Raw genomic sequence first — 15,407 nt, forward strand, 5'->3', positions numbered from 1 at the left:
ATTTGAGGCAGTGAAGTTAGATCCCTATAAAAATCTAACTTCCCACCTCTGATTTCTAACTTCTAATTTTATATAATGAAGAGTTTATTAAACATCATAAAAGGAATAACTTTTTCAGCTGTCATACTGGGAGCCATTACTTCCTGTATGGCCCGGAAAGAGTATGAGAGACCGAAGAATGTTGTGGACGAAAAGCTTTTCCGTACAGATATGCTTCCTTCAGACAGTACTACGATCGCGAATGTTTCATGGAAAGAAATTTTCACAGATCCTGTACTTCAGCGACATATTTCCAAGGCTTTAGAAAACAATCTGGACATCAGAATTGCCCTTCAGAGCATTGGTTCCGCAGAAGCTTATTTAAAACAGAGCAAAGCAGCCTATCAGCCGACGCTGTCAGTAGGTCCCAATTATACGTTTCAAACCCAGTCGATCAATACCCAGTTTGGGCAGATCATTGGAGAAAGAAGATATGTCAACCAATTTGACATTACGGCCAGCATTGGTTGGGAAGCCGATCTTTGGGGAAAACTGAAAGCTCAGGAAAAAGCACAGCTTGCCACGTATTTAGGAACTGTAGCAGCTCATAAAGCCGTTAAAAGCGATTTGGTTGCATCTATTGCATCTGCCTATTATCAGCTGCTGACTTTTGATTCTCAAAAAAGAATCATCACAGAAACCATTGCTGTAAGAGAAAGAAATCTTGAAACAACCAAAGCGCTGAAAGCTTCCGGAAATCTTACAGAAGTAGCCGTACAGCAAAGTGAAGCATTGGTTTTAAATGCAAAATCTCTATTGATTGATATTGATACCCAGATCCAGCTTCTTGAAAATACAATGAGCCTTCTGATGGGAGAACCTTCCCATTCTATTGAAAGATCTACCCTGGAAAGCCAGAAACTTCCGATTGATGTGAAATTAGGATATCCTGCACAACTTCTGGCTAACCGTCCGGATGTGATGAGAGCAGAGTACAATCTGATGAATGCTTTTGAACTGACGAATGCCGCAAAAGCACAGTTTTATCCTACTTTAAAACTTACCGGAAGTGGAGGACTTCAGTCTGTAGACCTTGACCACCTGTTCAGTGTAAATTCTCTTTTCGCCAACGTGGTAGCAGGTTTGGCACAGCCTATTCTGAATAAAAGACAGATCAAAACAAACTATGATGTGAGTCTTGCCAATCAGGAAACGGCCTACCTGAATTTTAGGAAAACAGTGCTTACAGCCGGAAAAGAAGTTTCCGATGCTATCAGAGTGTTCTCAGTACAGGATTCTTTTATTGAACTGAAACAGAAAGAAATGGAAGCCTACAAAAAATCGGTAGACTATTCTCAGGAATTGGTAAACTATGGTATGGCGAATTATCTTGAAGTATTGAATGCCAGTGTAAATTCATTGAATGCAGAATTGAATATTTCAAACGCAGAATACAACAAAATGAAAGCGGGTATTGAACTTTATCAGGCTCTTGGAGGGGGCTGGAAATAACACTTTCTGCTTTTAAATAAATAAAAACGTATGTCAGCAATGGCATGCGTTTTTTTGTTTCCCGCAGAATTCTCAGATTTTATTCAGAAAATAATTGATGCAGCTTATCAACGTTATAGGTTTCCAAAATCTATAACGTTTAGAAAATCTAACATGAACAAACTGCTCGATGAGCATAAAACGCATCACGGAAATCGTTTAGTTTTTGTTAAAAAATTTATAAAAGCAAAATTTCGTTTGCGTATATGTAGTCAACTACGTAGTTTTGATGTGTAAAAATTGATATAGTATGGCAATAGAAATTCAACAAATAGGAAATTCATATTCTACTCAGGTTATAGATCTGATCCTGAATATCCAGCAGAAGGAATTTAATATTCCGATTACCATAGAAGACCAGCCGGATCTTATGCAGATAGAAGATTTCTACATAAAAACAGGCGGTAACTTTTGGGGAGCTTTTGTGTATGGAGAATTGGTAGGCTCAATCGCTTTGGTTAAATTTGATGAGCGGGCTGGAGCAATAAGGAAGATGTTTGTAAAAAAAGAATTCAGAGGAAAAGAGCTGAATATTGCACAGTATTTACTGGAAGTTCTGATCCGTTTTTGTAAAGAAAATGAAATTAATGACATTTATCTGGGAACCGTTGATGTTCTGAAAGCGGCCATGCGTTTCTATGAGCGTAATCATTTCAGTCAGGTTGAAAAAGAAAAGCTTCCGGCGCGTTTCCCGTTAATGAGTGCGGATAATGCGTTCTATCATTTAAACATCAATACCAGCGTATGAATATAATAGACGAATCAGGTATTCTGGCCATATCTACAAGGCTTCAGAGGCTTAGTGAGCAATTGAGAAAAGACGGAGCTCTGATCTATAAAACCTTCGGTATTGACTTTGAACCTAAATGGTTTCCGGTGATATTCACATTACATCATAAAAAAACACTTAGTGTTGTAGAAATTGCTAATGAAATAGGGTATACTCATCCTTCCACCATCAGTCTTCTCAAAGAGCTGGAGAAACAGAAACTTATCCTCTCCAAAAAAGATAAACAGGACGAACGCAGAAGACTGATTGAGCTGGCTCCAAAAGGAAGCGAACTGATTGAAAAAATGAAGCCGGTATGGGAGCTGATGTCCAAAGTGCTGGGAGAGATTGCAGACAATGAAAATCATCTGCTTACGGCCATCAATGAAGCAGAGGAGAAAATAGCGGAACAGTCATTTTATCAAAGGGCAATGTATAATAAAAACAAACTGTAGTATTGGTTGTTTTTCATCAATAGACGAAACTATTTTACTTTATAATTGTATTAAACTAATAACTATGACAAAAGAAGAATTAATAAGTATTCTTGAAATATGCAATAAAGCTACCCAAGCTCCCTGGACCTCTTGTATTGAGGGAAGAGATTTCGATTCCGGTTCCGGATTTATCATGACAGGAAAAGATGAAAACAGGGATTATGATATTGAATTTGTATCTATAAAATCCGCAGATCAGGATTTTATCGCCATGGCCAGAAACGTCATTCCTAAACTAGTTGATGACATTTTAAGATTAAAAAATATAAATATCTGAATACTGATTCCATTATTCTCTCACTGCTATCGCACGAATCCTTTCGTATAACCGATAATAATACAAAGACCCCTGCTCTCCGAAGTTTGCAGCTTCGGAGTTTTATGCATTTATTTACGAAAAGCTTATAAAAATGCTTCCCTCAATAAATGAATTTTTCTGATTATAATCTGCCCTCAGTTTAAAGCTATATTTTAAATACTACCGTCTTCCCCCAGTTTTCCTTAAATCTGATGGTCTCGACTGTGTAAACTCATGAAAAGTATCACTAAACGAGCTGATAGAGCTGTAACCCACATCATCAGCAATTTCATTAATCGGTTTATCTGTATTGAGAAGCAGCTCAATGGCTTTGATAATCCTTAATGTTTTCAGATACTGAAGAAAAGAAATATCCATATCAGCTTTAAAGAGGCGTGAAAGTGTGCGTTCACTCAGTCCGAATTTTTCACTGATGCTGGCCAGACTGTGTTTTCCTTCTATATTCTGTTCCAGGTACGAGACAATTTTCATCATCTGTTTGTTTTGGGTAGCAGGAAGAATGATCGGTAAAGGTTGTTGATGAGTTTTTGGGAGTATTTTTTTTAAAGCTACTAAAAATTCAAAATTTTCGTTGGCCTTGGTGACATGTCTTTCGTCCCAGATTTCAGTGTATTTGATCATCTGTATAAGCAGTTCGGAAGCAGGATATATTCCCAGCCTGCCAAAGAAAGGATCAGACAGGTCATCATGCGCATAAAAGTAAAGAGATCTCAATACCGTTGCAGAATGCCCGATCTGCAGGATATGTTCCATTCCCTGAGGAATCCAGAAAAAATGTCTCGCAGGAACTACATACGTACGGTTGTCTATCGTAATATAAGCAATCCCGCCTTCCACATAGCTCAGCTGTCCTTTCGCATGTTTGTGAAAAGGAATGAGTTTCTCCGATTTTTCGTGCATAACAAATACACTGTCATCATGTTTATCGATATCCGGAAGTGCCGCAATTAAGCCCATAAAATAATTGAAAATAGAATGAAAAAACAAAGATAATAATTTGGCCGGAATCATGTAAAACTTGACTATTTTAGATAAAAATAATTTCAGGAGAGCCAATAAATTTGCAGTGCAATAATTCGAAAAATCAGATGAAAATCTATCTCACCGGACTGCTGATCCTTGGAAGTTCCCATGTTGCAACAGCACAGACAGGCAGTCCCGCCAATGACACTGTAAGGCTTAGTTTAAGAGACGCATGGCAAAGAGCCGAAGACAACAGCCGCCACATCAGAATCAGAAATATAGAAACAGAAATAGCCGATGCTGAGCTGAAAGACGCCAAAAGAGAACGCCTCCCGGAAATTGAAATCAAAGGTTCCGCAGAAAAAGCTTCCAACATCCCCATTTATGAAAACGGACTGTTTTCCAAACCTACGCAACACGAAGTAATTCACACTCTCTACCGGGCCGGAGCAGATTTTTACCTGAATATCTATAACGGAAACAAGCTGAATCTGAAGATCAAAGAAGAAGGAACCCTGCAAAAGATCAGGGGAATCCAGAAAGAGCAGGCGGTGTCTGATATTCACTATAAAACCTCAGCGCTTTACCTTGAGCTTCAGAAAGCATTCATTTTCAGAGACCTGATCAAACAGGACATTGTTGATCAGAAAGCACAGCTGAAAGAAATAAAATCCCTGTATAAAAACGGAGTAGTCCTGAAAAGTGATCTACTGCGGGTAGAATTGGAACTTTCACGCCGTGAAATGGCCCTTATCTCCATTAAAAATGATATCCTCATCGCTACCCAGAAGCTGAATATTATTTTAGGATTTCCTGATGAGCAGACCGTTGTTCCTGAAGTTCCTTTTAATCAATGGGAAGAAAATATTACGTATGAAGAATATGTGAAAAGAGCTTTAAAACATTCTTTTGATTATCATATTTCAGAACAGCAGACTGAATTAAGTATTATAAAGCTCAAGCAGGTAAAAGCGAATGTGAGCCCGAAAGTAGGCTTATATGGAGAATTTTACTATGCCAATCCACAGATCTTTCTATATCCTTATAATCCTTATTGGTATTCATTAGGGGTTGTGGGAGTAAAAGCTTCATTCTCGTTGTCTTCCCTGTATCATAACCCTCAAAAGGTAAAAGCAGCCAGATTGGAATTCGAAAAAGAAGAGGAAGCCCACAAAGATACAGAGGATAAAGTGCGCCAGAAGGTGAAAGAAGCCTATCTGAGATATGAGGAAGCTCTTGAACAGATTAAAGTAGCAGAAGCCAACGTGGTGCAGGCTAAAGAAAATGCACGGATAATTAAAAATACCTACTTCAGCCAGACCTCACTGGTAACGGATCTTCTTGACGCAGACATTCAGCTGCTTCAGACAAAATTCGAGTTGGAAGCCGCTAAAATTACAGCACAGAATAATTATTATTTATTACAGAATATCATAGGGACCTTATAATACAATGAAAAAAAAATACACGCCCACAGACAGACTCATTACCAGAATTACAGGATGGATAGCTGCTTTTATAGTCGCAGGACTTGCCATATGGGGCATTATCAGCCTTTTTAGCTTTTACAAATATGAACAAACCAATGATGCACAGGTTCAGGAGTATGTAAATCCTGTTATTTCAAGAGCCGGGGGATTCATTGTTGATGTTAAATTTGAGGAGAACCAGGAAGTCAAAAAAGGCGATACTCTTCTGGTCATCGATAACCGTGAATATAAATTACAGCAGGAGCAGACACAGGCTGCAATCCAAAAAGCCCGCGCAGAGCTAAGGGTGCTGGAAAGCAATACCCACACAACTGAAAAAGAAGCGGCTTCTGCCTTAGCACAGGTTGAAGCCAGTAAAGCCAAGGTCTGGAAACAGGAGCTTGACTATAAGCGATACCAGGATCTTTACAATGAAGAATCTGCAACAAGACAACGCCTTGAAGATATCAAAGCCGGATTGGACGTCAATAAAAGCGATTATAAATCTTCGCAGGATAACTATGCGGCTTCCCGATCTAAAATTAATGATATCCAGGCTGAAAAAAAAGTGGTACGGGCAGAAATTGCAAAATTGGAAGCGCTGCTGGACCGTCATAAACTTGACGTAAGCTACACGGTAATTACAGCTCCTTATGACGGAAGAATGGGAAGAAGAACCGTAGAAGCTGGGCAAATGATTGATGCCGGAGAAACGCTTGCTTTCATCGTGAATAATGAAACAGATAAATGGGTGGTTGCCAATTATAAAGAGACACAGATCAGGGATATGCATATCGGGGATCATGTAAAGATTGTAGCGGATTCCTATCCCGATCAGGAATTTCAGGGGACGATCATTTCCCTGTCTCCGGCTACAGGTTCCAGCTTTTCCCTGCTGCCTCCGGATAATTCTACAGGGAATTATGTGAAAATTGTACAGCGTATTCCGGTAAGGATCAGAATAGATGGAAAGAGAAAAGATATAGAGGTTCTTAAAGTGGGAATGAATGTGAATGTATATGCCCAGAAAAAACGTTTCAATGGTTAGAAAAGTTCCGTTTTTTAAAAGCTGGATCCCCGAATGGCTCATTAAGATCATTCTTTTCCTGATGACCCTTCCCGGAATCACCATATTTTTTCTTCCTTTGGCGAATGTCAATGCAGCAGCAGGATATTACGGCTGTGAGCCGGCTGATATTCAGTTTTCTGTAGCTTTGTTTTATGCCGGATATGTCGGATTTTATAGCCTGGAAAGAAGGTTTTTCAGCTTTCTTGCCGCCAAAGAATATTTTCTCTTATTCATGACGCTGCAGATCACAGCATGCCTGATATGTTATTGTACGAAGGAAATTTATGTTCTCTTTCCTGTACGTTTTCTCCAGGGAATGCTGTTTGCCTGTAATGTCAACCTGTCATTAACTTTAATTTTTACAAGGCTGAGCAGTGAAAGAGCTCGGGAGATCAGCTTTTCCGTATTTTTCGGAATTCTCATCTGCGCCTTGCCATTCAATAACCTGATTACGGCAAACCTCATCGATTCCTATAATTTTAATATCATCTACAAGGGAGCGATATTTTTATATGTACCGGGATTTATTTTTCTGGCTGCTGCCATGAGACATTACCGGATCAGTGCAAGATTTCCTTTATACAAACTGGATTGGGAAAGCTTTGCCCTCTACAGTGCGATGCTGGTGCTTATCGGCTATATCATGATTTTCGGACAGGAATATTACTGGCTGGAAGATAAGCGCATTTTAGGAAGTGTAATAGCCATTGCGGTTCTGTCAGTTTTATCTATATTTCGTCAGAAGGCCATGAAAAGGCCTTATATTGATCCGCGTGTTTTCAGATACCGTAATTTTAAAGTAGGGCTCGTCATTCTTTTTGTCATGTACATCTGCCGTTTTGCATCAGGAATTACTAATAATTACTTTATTTCCGCACTTCATTTTGACCCGTTTTATCTTTCCTATATCAATATTTTTAATATTCTGGGATTGGTTGCAGGGGTAATCATTGCGTGCTGTATGGTTCTTCAGAAGAAAAATATACGGTATATCTGGGGGCCGGGTTTTCTGCTGCTCCTGATATTTCATGCGGTGATGTATTTTTCATTTGATGTGCAGGCGGATGAGTTCAACTATTATATTCCGCTGTTTATCCAAGGGTTAGGAGTAGGGTTGATTATGGTGCCTACCATTATTTTCATTATTTCTTCAGTTCCTGCATCCATCGGGCCTTCTGCGGCTGCTACAGCGCTTGCCATCAGATATCTGGGATTTTGTGTAAGCATTGCCCTTATCAATTTTTTTGAACTTTTTGAAAAAAGCAGGCATTATAATGCTTTTCAGGACCATCTCAGCGAAATAGATCCTGCCGTTAGGAACTTTATTCACAGCCAGACGGCAAAACTCAGCAGCAAAGGAATGCCTGAAGACCATGCGTTGAAAGGAGCGGATAAGCTTTTAGCTGCAAGGATGAATGTACAAAGCCAGGTTCGCTTTGCCATGGATTATTATGAAATGATGGTCTGGATTCTTTTCGTATCTCTGCTATTGATTCTTCTTTTTCCTTATCTGAATCGTACAGCGCTGTATCTGAAATCAAGACGCCTGTCTCCTGCATAAGTTATTACTCTTACTTTTAAATAAATAATAATGAATAAAATAATCAGAATTTTCTCTCTTATTTCACTGGTGTTCCTTCTTTTTTCCTGTGGAAATGATGACCGGACTTTTCAGCTAAAAACGGTGAAACTTACGGAATATACACGACGTGAATCACTTCCGGAACAGAACCTCTACATCAAGGTTTTCAAAGATGAAATTCCCACCAGTATTGCCCAGACGGAAACCTATCCAAATAGTCTTCCGCTTCCGGTTGTTCTTAAAGTCCATCCGTCACCGGAGATGAATTTATATGCAGAATCTTATCATATCGAGCTTTGGGGTGACGTTACCGGATATATCGGAAACTGCTCCGTCAATATGGACAATTATAAGATTGTTTTCCCGATAGATATGGAAGTTAAAAGCGAAAACCTGGAAGTCTCTTTACAGGGAAGCTGGAGGTAATTTTAAAATTGGGAAAACGAAAGAGATTAGGTCAGTGTATGAAGGGGAGTAAATTGTACAGAAAAAGATTGTTCGTATATTTAAGCGTAAATTTTGATTATGAGATTGACTGTATTTTTTATCATGATAGGCAGTGCTCTGTCCAATGCCAGTGCACAGGATCTTATTCCCTATAATAAAAATGAGAAATTTGGATTGTGTGACATTCATGGAAAAATAAAACTGGAACCTCAATATAATGATATTTCCTTTTTTAAGCCTAAACTGAATGGATATTCCATAGAAAAAGATGGAAAATTCGGGCTTATGAATCAGGCATTACAAACGGTGATTTCTCCTCTGGCTGATCAACCTATATTCGGCAGCGGGGAGCATCTGATTGCAAAAAGCGGGAATGAACTGATCTACTATGATAAAAACTACAAAGAGACACAAAGACGGCAGTTAAATACTTCCGCAAAAGAAAGCGGGTTGGTATATCCAGCCGATTATCCTCAGCAGTCTGGCTATAGCAGGGAAGAGGTTCTGAAAATGTTTAAGGAAAAATTCGGAAATAAATACAAAGCTGTAGAACTCAACGTCGTTTCTGCCAATAACACTTATTTTCACATTGAATCCTTTTCAGAAGGAAAGAGAAAAAGTGAAGGACTGTTTCTTCCCAAAACAAAAACATTCATGCTTAATGATGGGCAGATTAGTTACCAGTCTGCGGTCTGGATACCTTCCAAAAAGTGCTATTATATAAAAATAAAACAGGGCAACGATAAAGGAGTAATTACGCATGATGGAAAAACTGTTTTCGAATCCAAACAATACTCATATCTGGCAGTAATGCCGAATTATATTGCTTATACAGAACCGGGAACCACTACCGGAACAATCGCTTTTTATTATATAATCAGCTCCGGAAAATCTATTGAAAATGAATTTTCAAGTTTCAGATATTCCACAACTGTCTCAGATCAAGGAAAAGAATTTGAAGTCTTTTCAGCCGTCGTAGAAAATCCTGATCTGCATAAAAGCGCACAGGTCTTCATTGGAGAAAATGGAATGAAATACTATGACCTTGATTTTGTAAAGTAGTGTGTGATCTCCGGAATTTTCCCTAAGATTAAAAGCTGCGATTTTTATTAGCTATCCAATAAAAGATCTGTGTTGTCTGTAAAATGATTCCGTAAATTGAAAACATAAAATCAAACACCATGAACAAGATATTCCAATTCAACTGCTGTCTTACCAACGGCATGAATTATTTTATTGCAGCAGATCCGTATGCTTTGTTAGCGTTCAAAAAACGGAATCATCTTTCGGATAACCTGCTGACCGAGTTTACGACGAATGAGAGCGGTGACAATGTGGTCCGTGAAGGTATTATGATAGCGCTGGAAGGCTGCGAGATTGTACCACACACCATTTATCTCAATTTGGATGAAACATACAAGGTGTTGGAAGAAGAACAAAACGATTTCCAGTTTAGGGAAAGCGATTATCCCTTAAAAATTGAAAATGGTGTTTTTTGTGCCTTTGCCATAGGATATTTACAGAACTTTACTGAAGAGACCGTTGAGAGACTCTTAGCGCTTCATCGAAATAATGGATATGCCATTGCGGACATAGAAAATGGATGGTATTCGGTTGAGATTTTGGCAGGACTTACACAGCAGAATTTTGAAAAATCTGCCTATCACTGGGGCGAAATAATGGACGATATGGAGCCTACTTTTGAATTTTGCCTGAAAAAAACCGATGCAGCTCCGCAACTGACGGCAAAACTCAACCGGAATTATGCTATAGAAATTAATAAAGAAATGTATAAGGAACGGAGAGTTTTTAAAGAACAGTAAAAAATCATAGCTATACCAATCAGATATTTATGAAAAAGCCTTTAACCGTGTTCCAAAAGATACTGCTCAGCCTTATCACCATAATGCTGCTTATTATGTTTAGTGATTTGCTGCTGCAATATTTTTTTGACATCAGTCTCTCCTGTGGGGAACTCATTATCCCCTTAGCGGTTGTGGGATTGATCAGCTTATATGTTTTCTTTCCGAGGAAAAAACTGTTTGTACTGGTACTCTTATACCTCATTACCGGCTTTGTGCTTATCTTTTATAATATCACGAAAGAAGGTATTGTCAGTAGTCGAAGGGCGATAAGCGATAGTAAATACAGCATCGAAGTCAGCCGGCATGGCTATTCTATCATCAGATATTATGATTTTGCGGAAAAAATAGTAGCAACGAAACAATCAGATGCTTTTTTCGACCCAAATTCAAAAACAGCAATAGATCCCGGTTATCAGGTAAAAATACTGAAAGAAACCCCGGACAGTCTTTATATTGAAATCAATTCTCAGCTTCATAAGCTTGATCATTTGAAAAAAAGAAGGCTTTGGGAGAAAGACTGAAACATTTTTAAAATACAGATTCGTTTCGCTTATCTTTGAAATACAGTATTTTATCTGAATTTGATTTTTTGATACCACCAGGTATTTGTATTTTTTAAGAAAATAATTTGATAAAATATTTGCATATACCGTTTAAATACTTACTTTTGTACCGCTTCAAAGCTGGGGGATTGGCGCAGTTGGCTAGCGCGTTTGACTGGCAGTCAAAAGGTCACGGGTTCGAATCCCGTATTCTCCACGTAAAAGGGTTGTAATTTAATTGATTACAGCCCTTTTTGTTTTTTTGACGATTGATGATGTGCAAAACTGATTAGAGATCAGTTGGGGGAGAATACTTTTTTATTAATCGCTATGGTAGACAAAAATGAATAATAGCAAAGCGTTTTTAGGATAAACAAAGGTGCTTCGCTTATTTTTGAAATACAAGGTTGTAGATAATTTACATTTTTGAAAATATCAGATAATACTGTTGAGTTTTTATTAAGGACAAAATGGGGTATACTGCGGCAGATTAATCGACTTAGGAAGCAGGAGCGTTAAAAAAATTGAGATTGAATCCGTTAAAAAATTTCCACTGTCTGAGCATGGCTCGTATTTAGACCCGAAGAAGCACCATCTGAACCATGCGAGTTTGGAAATTTTAGGAGTCAATATCAATTTTTAGCGGATGATTCCAGTCTTGAATTTTGTATACTTTTTTTCAAGAAAAAGTATAATAAAAAAATAATTACCACCTTCTACTGATTCTGATTTCTCTATGTTTCGCAAATGGTCCAGAAAATCCGGTTCTATAAAGCCCGTAGTTCTGCAATAATTTGCAAGCCTTCTTTTTAAGAGGGCTTTTGTTATATTTGATAGAAATAACCATTTATGAGTCAAAATAGACCAGCAATAAAATCATCTATTAAAAGAGAAGTTCGCCAACGATGTGGTTTTGGTTGTGTAATTTGTGGTAATCCAATATATCAATATGATCATTTATTAGGCTGGGCAAAAGTCAGACGTCATAAAGCTGAAGAAATAACTTTACTTTGTAGTGAACATCATTCAGAAAAAACATCAAAGAGGCTTCCAGATTTCATTGTTGAAGAATTTAATAAGAATCCATACAATTTAAGATCAGGCATTACAAAACCTAAAACTTTATACTATTTTGGAGATAGTGCAAATGTAGTATTTGGTTCTATGAGATTTTCAATGACTAAAAATGATCTGTATGATTATCTAATCCCGTTTACAATAGATCATGCTTCGCCAATAAAAATAATATTTAAAGATCAAATGTATTTATTAAATATTGAATTACAAGATCCGTTTGGTAAATTGATACTCAAAATCGTAAATAACGAATTGGTTATGAACATTGGTTTGTGGGATATTCAATATGTAGGACAAAGAATAACCATAAGAGAAAGTTTTTACAAAATTTTTATAGAAATTAGATTCGAAACACCAAATACAATAAATTTTATAAGAGGTAAAATATTCATAAAAGGAAAGATTATTACTATTCATCGTGAAAATGGGCTTAAGTTACCTTGTGGTGGTGGATTTAGTAATTTTACAATAAAGGCTCCCAATGGATTTATTATGTAAATTTCATTAAGGAGATTAGTGTAAAATTTATTTAAATGCCAACCTATTCTTATTAAACAGATCGTTATTAATAATTTCAAAACCCGGCGATCAACTCAGATTGCAAAAAAATCCAAACCACTCCTTATATCACTTCATCAAATCAATGCAGTTGATTCTCTCCTTTGTCATCTAAAATCACCAATGTCAACAATCAAACTTAACATTAAATTATAAAACCATCAAAAAACACCCTCTTCATATAAAATCTCCTTCATCAGCTTCCATTTGAAAAATAATTGTATTTTAGCCAAAATATGCTGCTTATTCATAAAAATATAAACGGCTGATTAAAATTCAGATAATCTGAATGAAAAATTTAGTAGATTTGCACGACATTAAACAATAATAAACATATTAATTCTGTTCTCTGTTTATGAACAATAAATAAGAAAACAATCCAATTTGATTAGGGTATAAAACTATTAGAACTATGAAGAAACTTTTTTTACTTCTTTTGACAGCTTTTTTATTTATCGGATGTAGCTCTGATGATGACACTATTTACGATTTTATCGGAACATGGTCAGGGAAATACGATGGCAATGATAAAGGAACCTGGAACTTTGTGGTAGCAAGTGACGGTAAAGTATCCGGAACCATGCATTCTGAAGTAAATAATGAAAACTATACTATTTCAGGTCATTTAACAGATACCGGAGATTTAACCACTGTAGTGGGTCTTCCTTCAGACGGAGAGTTCAGAGGAGCACTCACAAGAGAAGGTAGTGGAAACGGAAGCTGGTCAAACTCAGTTCCTACTCCAACAAGAACCGGAACCTGGTCAGGAAATAAAAATAAACAATAAAAAAAAGTCTGCAGATCAACCTGCAGACTTTTTTATTTCTTCAATCAAACGACAAAGTCCCGAAGGGACACTTCAACCCAGGACAGGAAAAATTCCTGTCCCCACATTGAAATTCTAAATCTCAACTCAACCTCAAATTTAAAATCTACACAAATCCCATTCGGGAAATGTCCCCATCTTTATTTTTGATAATAAGGAAATAGAGTAGGAGGCCCTCATCCGGAAAATGATTTTTAAAATTAATTTTCCCTTCTTTAGTGTAAACACGAGATTCTTCAATATATTCAACGGTGTATTTCTCAAAATCCGGCTTTATAGTAATGAATGATGTTTCATGAATGTCTTTATCTTCAGTTGCATAAAGTATAGCATGCTGAAGTTCCGTTGAAATCCTGGTTTCTGTGGAAATAATCTCTTTATTTCCAAATTTGAATGCCTTTAACAGTTCTATCCCTTTTTCTGTCATAAGGCCTTTTTCTACGCTTCTTTTTCCTCTTTCTGAAACCGTATCCAGATCTTTTATATCGGTCATCAGCTTTGCAAAACTCTGATAGAGCAGAGGATTACCCGCTTCCTTAATATATCCGTCAATACAGCTCCGGATAAGCTTTCCCGCTTTAGAACAATGCCCAAATTCAGAGCTGTTCTGTCGTACTTTCTCGTATGAAGGGCTCTTTTTAAAAGCTTTTTTATTGAATCCGCTTTTCTTACGGACCACATTTTTCCCGTTCAGGCTGTAAAAAACCAGATCGCCCACGGTTCCTGTGATCTTTATTAAACTTTCATACGTTGCCATACTGTAAAATTGGACTCAAATATAGGAATAAATATACAGAATTAAAATTTTAACATATATTTATACTATAGTTGTAGTATAGTTATTATATAATTAAAAGATAAAAATGTATATTTGTGCATGTTTAGTTACTTCATTTAAAATCAGATGACTATGGTACCGGGATTATTTGAAAACTTAAGATTAAAGAAGCTTTCCGTATTACTGATTGCTTCTGCTGTAGCCGTTTCGTGTGGAGCTTCAAAAACGGCTTCATCAAAGAAAAATACAGGTTCAAAAACCGTAACAAGAACGGAGAACCTCAGAAAGCTTGATTCAAAATTTGACGGAAAAGTATCCAGATCCATCAGTGATATCCTGAAAGATGCAGAAAAATATATCGGAACTCCGTATAAATTCGGAGGAAATACCTCTTCCGGTTTCGACTGTTCCGGATTTACCGTAAAAGTGTTTGAGGAAAATGACTTCTCACTTCCCCGAAGATCTACTGATCAGGCTGAGGCCGGAAAAAAAATAGACATTAATGAGGTAAAACCGGGGGACCTTCTCTTCTTTGCAACGGCAGGCGGAAGCAGGGTTTCCCATGTGGGTATTGTTCATGATATCGGAGCCGATGGAGAAGTGAAATTTATTCACGCTTCCACATCAAAAGGAGTTATTATTTCGTCATTAAACGAAAAATACTGGAACAAAGCCTATCTACACGCCCAAAGAATTCTTTAATAACAAAAGCCGTCTGAATGGAGAACCGAAGCTTTGCTTTTATCAAAACAGACAAAAAACTGGTCAAACTTTTTTATAAAGACATTACGGTTATAAAAGGTCTGGGGAATTATGTAGAAATCAATACCACAGACGATAAAAGGCATATCTACTATAAAACCCTTAAGGATCTTATTGAAAGCCTTCCCGATGAATTTATGCGGGTTCATCATTCATACATTGTTAATTTAACCAATATTGAATATTTTGAGGATAATCAGCTCGTATGCCGGGGACAGAAAATTACAGTTGCCAAAAGCTACAAAGAATGTCTTATCACAGCGCTTCATACCATGCTGCTGTAAATATTGTACATAAAATAAATACCCAACTGCATAATAAAATTTCGAGATCCTGTTTTCCATAATAGATTTG

17 protein-coding genes and 1 tRNA gene are annotated in these 15,407 nt (G+C 37.2%); 16 read left to right on the forward strand and 2 right to left on the reverse strand.

The window, feature by feature from the left end; all coding sequences use genetic code 11:
• The first annotated feature begins 75 nt into the window (after positions 1-75).
• The 4 genes from FW768_RS02390 to FW768_RS02405 all read left to right on the forward strand — a co-directional run bounded on the left by FW768_RS02390 (position 76) and on the right by FW768_RS02405 (position 3,073).
• Complete coding sequence (locus FW768_RS02390; RefSeq protein WP_153392051.1) at positions 76-1,491, forward strand: efflux transporter outer membrane subunit; 1,416 nt, start codon at positions 76-78, stop codon at positions 1,489-1,491.
• A 289-nt stretch (positions 1,492-1,780) separates the two neighbouring features.
• Positions 1,781-2,278 (forward strand): GNAT family N-acetyltransferase, encoded by a 498-nt coding sequence (locus FW768_RS02395; protein ID WP_153392053.1) that lies wholly within the window; start codon positions 1,781-1,783, stop codon positions 2,276-2,278.
• Positions 2,275-2,754 carry a MarR family winged helix-turn-helix transcriptional regulator gene (locus FW768_RS02400; RefSeq protein ID WP_153392055.1) on the forward strand — a complete coding sequence of 160 codons (480 nt, stop codon included), beginning with the start codon at positions 2,275-2,277 and terminating at the stop codon, positions 2,752-2,754. The genes FW768_RS02395 and FW768_RS02400 overlap by 4 nt, the downstream gene beginning before the upstream one ends.
• Before the next feature lie 64 nt (positions 2,755-2,818).
• Positions 2,819-3,073, forward strand: a complete 255-nt coding sequence (locus tag FW768_RS02405; RefSeq protein WP_153392057.1) for a hypothetical protein — start codon at positions 2,819-2,821, stop codon at positions 3,071-3,073.
• Between the two features lie 201 nt (positions 3,074-3,274).
• Here the strand turns inward: FW768_RS02405 and FW768_RS02410 are convergent, their stop codons facing one another.
• Complete coding sequence (locus FW768_RS02410; RefSeq protein ID WP_153399743.1) at positions 3,275-4,072, reverse strand: AraC family transcriptional regulator; 798 nt, start codon at positions 4,070-4,072, stop codon at positions 3,275-3,277.
• 131 nt (positions 4,073-4,203) lie between these two features.
• On the opposite strand from FW768_RS02410, the gene FW768_RS02415 reads away from it, so the two are divergent.
• The 10 genes from FW768_RS02415 (at position 4,204) to FW768_RS02460 (ending at position 13,474) form a co-directional block, all read left to right on the forward strand.
• Positions 4,204-5,526 carry a TolC family protein gene (locus FW768_RS02415; protein ID WP_153392059.1) on the forward strand — a complete coding sequence of 441 codons (1,323 nt, stop codon included), beginning with the start codon at positions 4,204-4,206 and terminating at the stop codon, positions 5,524-5,526.
• Positions 5,527-5,530: 4 nt separating this feature from the next.
• Complete coding sequence (locus FW768_RS02420; protein ID WP_153392061.1) at positions 5,531-6,595, forward strand: HlyD family secretion protein; 1,065 nt, start codon at positions 5,531-5,533, stop codon at positions 6,593-6,595.
• A complete protein-coding gene (locus FW768_RS02425; protein ID WP_231128616.1) occupies positions 6,588-8,177 on the forward strand; it encodes an efflux MFS transporter permease in 1,590 nt (529 codons plus the stop codon). Before FW768_RS02420 ends, FW768_RS02425 begins: the two co-directional genes overlap by 8 nt.
• A gap of 30 nt (positions 8,178-8,207) precedes the next feature.
• Positions 8,208-8,624, forward strand: a complete 417-nt coding sequence (locus FW768_RS02430) for a hypothetical protein (protein WP_153392065.1) — start codon at positions 8,208-8,210, stop codon at positions 8,622-8,624.
• 99 nt (positions 8,625-8,723) lie between these two features.
• Positions 8,724-9,707, forward strand: coding sequence for a WG repeat-containing protein (locus tag FW768_RS02435; RefSeq protein ID WP_153392067.1), 984 nt, complete (start codon positions 8,724-8,726; stop codon positions 9,705-9,707).
• A gap of 119 nt (positions 9,708-9,826) precedes the next feature.
• Entirely contained in the window at positions 9,827-10,468 is a 642-nt protein-coding gene (locus tag FW768_RS02440; RefSeq protein ID WP_153392070.1) for a hypothetical protein, read from the forward strand.
• Between the two features lie 29 nt (positions 10,469-10,497).
• A complete protein-coding gene (locus FW768_RS02445) occupies positions 10,498-11,031 on the forward strand; it encodes a hypothetical protein (protein ID WP_153392072.1) in 534 nt (177 codons plus the stop codon).
• Positions 11,032-11,195: 164 nt separating this feature from the next.
• Positions 11,196-11,269, forward strand: a tRNA-Ala gene (locus FW768_RS02450).
• A gap of 632 nt (positions 11,270-11,901) precedes the next feature.
• Positions 11,902-12,627, forward strand: a complete 726-nt coding sequence (locus FW768_RS02455) for an HNH endonuclease (RefSeq protein ID WP_153392074.1) — start codon at positions 11,902-11,904, stop codon at positions 12,625-12,627.
• A gap of 472 nt (positions 12,628-13,099) precedes the next feature.
• Positions 13,100-13,474, forward strand: a complete 375-nt coding sequence (locus tag FW768_RS02460; protein ID WP_153392075.1) for a hypothetical protein — start codon at positions 13,100-13,102, stop codon at positions 13,472-13,474.
• A gap of 145 nt (positions 13,475-13,619) precedes the next feature.
• Here the strand turns inward: FW768_RS02460 and FW768_RS02465 are convergent, their stop codons facing one another.
• Entirely contained in the window at positions 13,620-14,270 is a 651-nt protein-coding gene (locus tag FW768_RS02465; RefSeq protein WP_153392077.1) for a hypothetical protein, read from the reverse strand.
• A gap of 153 nt (positions 14,271-14,423) precedes the next feature.
• On the opposite strand from FW768_RS02465, the gene FW768_RS02470 reads away from it, so the two are divergent.
• Positions 14,424-14,993: a C40 family peptidase gene (locus tag FW768_RS02470; protein WP_153399745.1), complete on the forward strand. Its 570-nt coding sequence runs from the start codon at positions 14,424-14,426 to the stop codon at positions 14,991-14,993.
• 17 nt (positions 14,994-15,010) lie between these two features.
• Positions 15,011-15,337: a LytR/AlgR family response regulator transcription factor gene (locus FW768_RS02475; RefSeq protein ID WP_153392079.1), complete on the forward strand. Its 327-nt coding sequence runs from the start codon at positions 15,011-15,013 to the stop codon at positions 15,335-15,337.
• Positions 15,338-15,407 lie beyond the last annotated feature (70 nt).

The organism is Chryseobacterium vaccae (assembly GCF_009602705.1).
Classification (GTDB): Bacteria; Bacteroidota; Bacteroidia; order Flavobacteriales; family Weeksellaceae; genus Chryseobacterium; species Chryseobacterium vaccae.

What these genes read in the sequence shown, in the direction of transcription:
- FW768_RS02390 (WP_153392051.1), top strand. Translation starts at nt 76, where the DNA reads ATGAAGAGTTTATTAAACATCATAAAAGGAATAACTTTTTCAGCTGTC.
- FW768_RS02395 (WP_153392053.1), top strand. Translation starts at nt 1,781, where the DNA reads ATGGCAATAGAAATTCAACAAATAGGAAATTCATATTCTACTCAGGTT.
- FW768_RS02400 (WP_153392055.1), top strand. Translation starts at nt 2,275, where the DNA reads ATGAATATAATAGACGAATCAGGTATTCTGGCCATATCTACAAGGCTT.
- FW768_RS02405 (WP_153392057.1), top strand. Translation starts at nt 2,819, where the DNA reads ATGACAAAAGAAGAATTAATAAGTATTCTTGAAATATGCAATAAAGCT.
- FW768_RS02410 (WP_153399743.1), bottom strand. Translation starts at nt 4,072, where the DNA reads ATGGGCTTAATTGCGGCACTTCCGGATATCGATAAACATGATGACAGT.
- FW768_RS02415 (WP_153392059.1), top strand. Translation starts at nt 4,204, where the DNA reads ATGAAAATCTATCTCACCGGACTGCTGATCCTTGGAAGTTCCCATGTT.
- FW768_RS02420 (WP_153392061.1), top strand. Translation starts at nt 5,531, where the DNA reads ATGAAAAAAAAATACACGCCCACAGACAGACTCATTACCAGAATTACA.
- FW768_RS02425 (WP_231128616.1), top strand. Translation starts at nt 6,588, where the DNA reads ATGGTTAGAAAAGTTCCGTTTTTTAAAAGCTGGATCCCCGAATGGCTC.
- FW768_RS02430 (WP_153392065.1), top strand. Translation starts at nt 8,208, where the DNA reads ATGAATAAAATAATCAGAATTTTCTCTCTTATTTCACTGGTGTTCCTT.
- FW768_RS02435 (WP_153392067.1), top strand. Translation starts at nt 8,724, where the DNA reads ATGAGATTGACTGTATTTTTTATCATGATAGGCAGTGCTCTGTCCAAT.
- FW768_RS02440 (WP_153392070.1), top strand. Translation starts at nt 9,827, where the DNA reads ATGAACAAGATATTCCAATTCAACTGCTGTCTTACCAACGGCATGAAT.
- FW768_RS02445 (WP_153392072.1), top strand. Translation starts at nt 10,498, where the DNA reads ATGAAAAAGCCTTTAACCGTGTTCCAAAAGATACTGCTCAGCCTTATC.
- FW768_RS02455 (WP_153392074.1), top strand. Translation starts at nt 11,902, where the DNA reads ATGAGTCAAAATAGACCAGCAATAAAATCATCTATTAAAAGAGAAGTT.
- FW768_RS02460 (WP_153392075.1), top strand. Translation starts at nt 13,100, where the DNA reads ATGAAGAAACTTTTTTTACTTCTTTTGACAGCTTTTTTATTTATCGGA.
- FW768_RS02465 (WP_153392077.1), bottom strand. Translation starts at nt 14,270, where the DNA reads ATGGCAACGTATGAAAGTTTAATAAAGATCACAGGAACCGTGGGCGAT.
- FW768_RS02470 (WP_153399745.1), top strand. Translation starts at nt 14,424, where the DNA reads ATGGTACCGGGATTATTTGAAAACTTAAGATTAAAGAAGCTTTCCGTA.
- FW768_RS02475 (WP_153392079.1), top strand. Translation starts at nt 15,011, where the DNA reads ATGGAGAACCGAAGCTTTGCTTTTATCAAAACAGACAAAAAACTGGTC.